The sequence below is a fragment of the Flavobacterium caeni genome (genome assembly GCF_900101895.1).
In the GTDB taxonomy this organism is placed as follows: Bacteria; Bacteroidota; Bacteroidia; order Flavobacteriales; family Flavobacteriaceae; genus Flavobacterium; species Flavobacterium caeni.
The window spans coordinates 1-2663 of the sequence record NZ_FMVF01000050.1 but is presented as its reverse complement, the minus strand read 5'-3'; the positions used below and the strand labels follow the sequence as shown (position 1 = coordinate 2663).

Here is a 2663-nt window from a genome sequence, read left to right as displayed (position 1 = left end):
GCATGAGAATCATATTTCAAAAATAAAGAAGGAGAATTGTTATTTCTAAATCAGCGGTTGGTAGCTTATGGGGAAAACCAAGGTTCTTATAACGTGCCGCCGGTAAGCGAAATCGCTGACCAAAGCGAAGCTGAGTTCGCTCTGCCAAGATAAAACATTCTACGTGAAAACAAAACGTTCAACCAGCAGATTTTCAGCGATTTTGCTTACCGGCTGTTAGCTGCCGTATTATTTCAAATCTTTGTCAAATCTATCATTAGGTTATTCCGATTTTGTCTTCTTTGAAAGTAATGCAATACTTGTCCAATACAACAACAGAAAAGGTGCTGCTGGCAAAACAAATAAATTCAAAATTTCCAAACCTTTTGGAAAAACTTCGCCCTTGAAAATAGTTTCTGCATCAACCCAAGCCAAGCGAACACCTATAAATACTCCAATTGTGCACAAAAAAACTAAAACTCCGAAAGACCACTTTTTAATATTGTCGAACATAACTAATACAAGCCCTAACCAAGCAATACTCAGATATTGAAAAATACGTCCCAACCCAAAAGTTTTGGTATTGAAATTATCAAAATAATTTGAATTGAAGTCTGCAACATTCTTTCCTGTATTTATCCATTTTTCCAGATTGTCAGAATAGAAATACTGATGAATGAACTCATAAAAAAAACCGATAGCCGCAAGAATGAAAATTGGTACAATCCATTTATGAATATTTGGTAGTTCATTCCACAATGGTTTTAATATTTTGAAGAAAGCGTAGCAGGTAGTAATTGTTAATAAAAATAATATTAAGTATCTAAAATGGTCTCTTATTGTATTTTGTAGAACAGTTTGTGACATATCAGGCTCTCGCAATGCAATAGCCGCAGTTGCTATTGCCCCACCTAAAAATAGGAATGCCCCACCCAGTAAAATAGCCTTAGGTAAATTTTGGTTAAGTACAAAATATAGGATTATACTAGACGCAAGTGCATAAATCGCACAAGCTAAAATATAAGTTGTAAGGTTTTGGCTTGTTACAGACGAAAACTCTTGTAAAAGTATCTGTACACCCTGAATAGGTGCAATTACCAAAATAAAAGAGATGACGAAACTTAATATTTTTTTCCACATAAGTCTGTTTTGTTAAACTGTTTGAATTACGCAGGCTGCTTTATATGGCAGCTAACGTTAGGCCGCTTCACGCCGTTGCGGATCAAAGCGGACTGAGTTCTCTCTGCCGAAGATAAACTTTATTCGTGAAACCGCAACTTCCGGCTACCGAAAACCCCCGCAATGGCTTGAAACGGCGGTTGGCCGACGTCCTGATTTGTATCAATTCACGAATAAATTGATTTAATTTAAAAAAAGAAAATTAATGTTCCTATTAAATTACCAAATACAATAATAATCGTTCCTGTCAATGCTAGCTTTTTAATATCAATCTTTTTGCTCCTGAATTTATTAATTATCAAGTTGATTAAAATAATAATTAGCAAACCAAGTAAGCCTAGAAGCGTAAATCCAAAAAATCTTAAAGTGAAAGCAAGCCAAAATTTATCTAATAAATCTTTCATATTTTCCTCAGATCCAAGAAAGAAAATTGAATTTAGAAATCCAGTAGTAAATGTTATTATAGAGATTAAAAGAATATTTAAAATTTTCAATTTTCGGTGTTCTAATTTTTTGTTTGAGTTTTGATATTTATGATTTCTCTCAAGGATGTCGGCCAACGTTAGGCCGCTTCACGCCGTTGCGGATCAAAGCGGGCCGAGTTCTCTCTGCCGAAGATAACATTTCTTCGTGAAACCGCAACTTCCGGCTAGCGAAAACCCCGCAATGGCTTGAAACGGCGGTTGGCAGCAGGTTTTGTTAAAAATCGAAAGTACCTTGTATTGGAATTGTGTATATTTTAGTTTTTTCTGAAAGTGATTTTTTTAATAAACCAGCATGCGATAATGGTTTAGATAAATCACTTATATCTTCATTTGTGTTATAATCCAAAAAGACCAAATCTTTTGTAGATGCTTTTTTTAAAAGTATTTGTTATGTAACGTGCTAGTTGAATTCTATTTTGTTTTGGTTTAAATTTATTTCATAGAATTCTTGATTACCTTCATAGAATCCACCACTTCCCAAAAATAAGATTGTATCCCAATTTTCAAAATAGTTTTCAGCTTTTTTCAAATTATTAAAGTTAAAAAGCCCAATGTAAATTATCGTATCGCCAATTTGATTTGTGTAACCTGCATACTGTCTATTGAATTTGGAAAATTTCTTTTGAACGTTTTTAGACTTCAAATATTTTGAATTGATTTTGTAATTAGATCGAAAGCTATCCAAAACCGATTTTCGGTATTTGTAATAGTCCTTGTAAAGAATGTTTTCGGACCTTATGATTTGATTTAGATTTGGTGTCACAGGTTCCTTATAATTTGTACCCTTAAAAGGAAACTTATAACTTTCATTAAAAATGACACCCTTTCCTTGATAAAGTTCTTTTATCGTTACAATGTTTGGTGTTTGAATAAATATAAAATATATAAAAAGAATTTTCTTAATCATCGTCTTTGATTTGCGTGATGCGTGGATTCAAGACCTTAATGCAACAAAGGTCATTTAATAAAAATCTAAATTAGTTTAATTTTTTTATTCTCGATCTTTTTTCTTTCGCGTTT

The 2663-nt window shown here is 32.9% G+C and carries 4 protein-coding genes; all 4 read right to left on the bottom strand.

Features of this window, described 5'->3' with window-relative positions; all coding sequences use genetic code 11:
* Nucleotides 1–261: 261 nt before the first annotated feature.
* A complete protein-coding gene (locus tag BLP55_RS16370; RefSeq protein ID WP_091147405.1) occupies nt 262–1119 on the bottom strand; it encodes a hypothetical protein in 858 nt (285 codons plus the stop codon).
* Between the two features lie 227 nt (nt 1120–1346).
* On the bottom strand, nt 1347–1562 hold the full coding sequence (locus BLP55_RS16905) for a hypothetical protein (RefSeq protein ID WP_139149802.1): 216 nt from the start codon (nt 1560–1562) through the stop codon (nt 1347–1349).
* Nucleotides 1563–1857: 295 nt separating this feature from the next.
* Nucleotides 1858–2028 carry a DUF6939 family protein gene (locus BLP55_RS17485; protein ID WP_394331934.1) on the bottom strand — a complete coding sequence of 57 codons (171 nt, stop codon included), beginning with the start codon at nt 2026–2028 and terminating at the stop codon, nt 1858–1860.
* Nucleotides 2029–2043: 15 nt separating this feature from the next.
* Nucleotides 2044–2550, bottom strand: coding sequence for a hypothetical protein (locus tag BLP55_RS16360; protein ID WP_091147399.1), 507 nt, complete (start codon nt 2548–2550; stop codon nt 2044–2046).
* Nucleotides 2551–2663 lie beyond the last annotated feature (113 nt).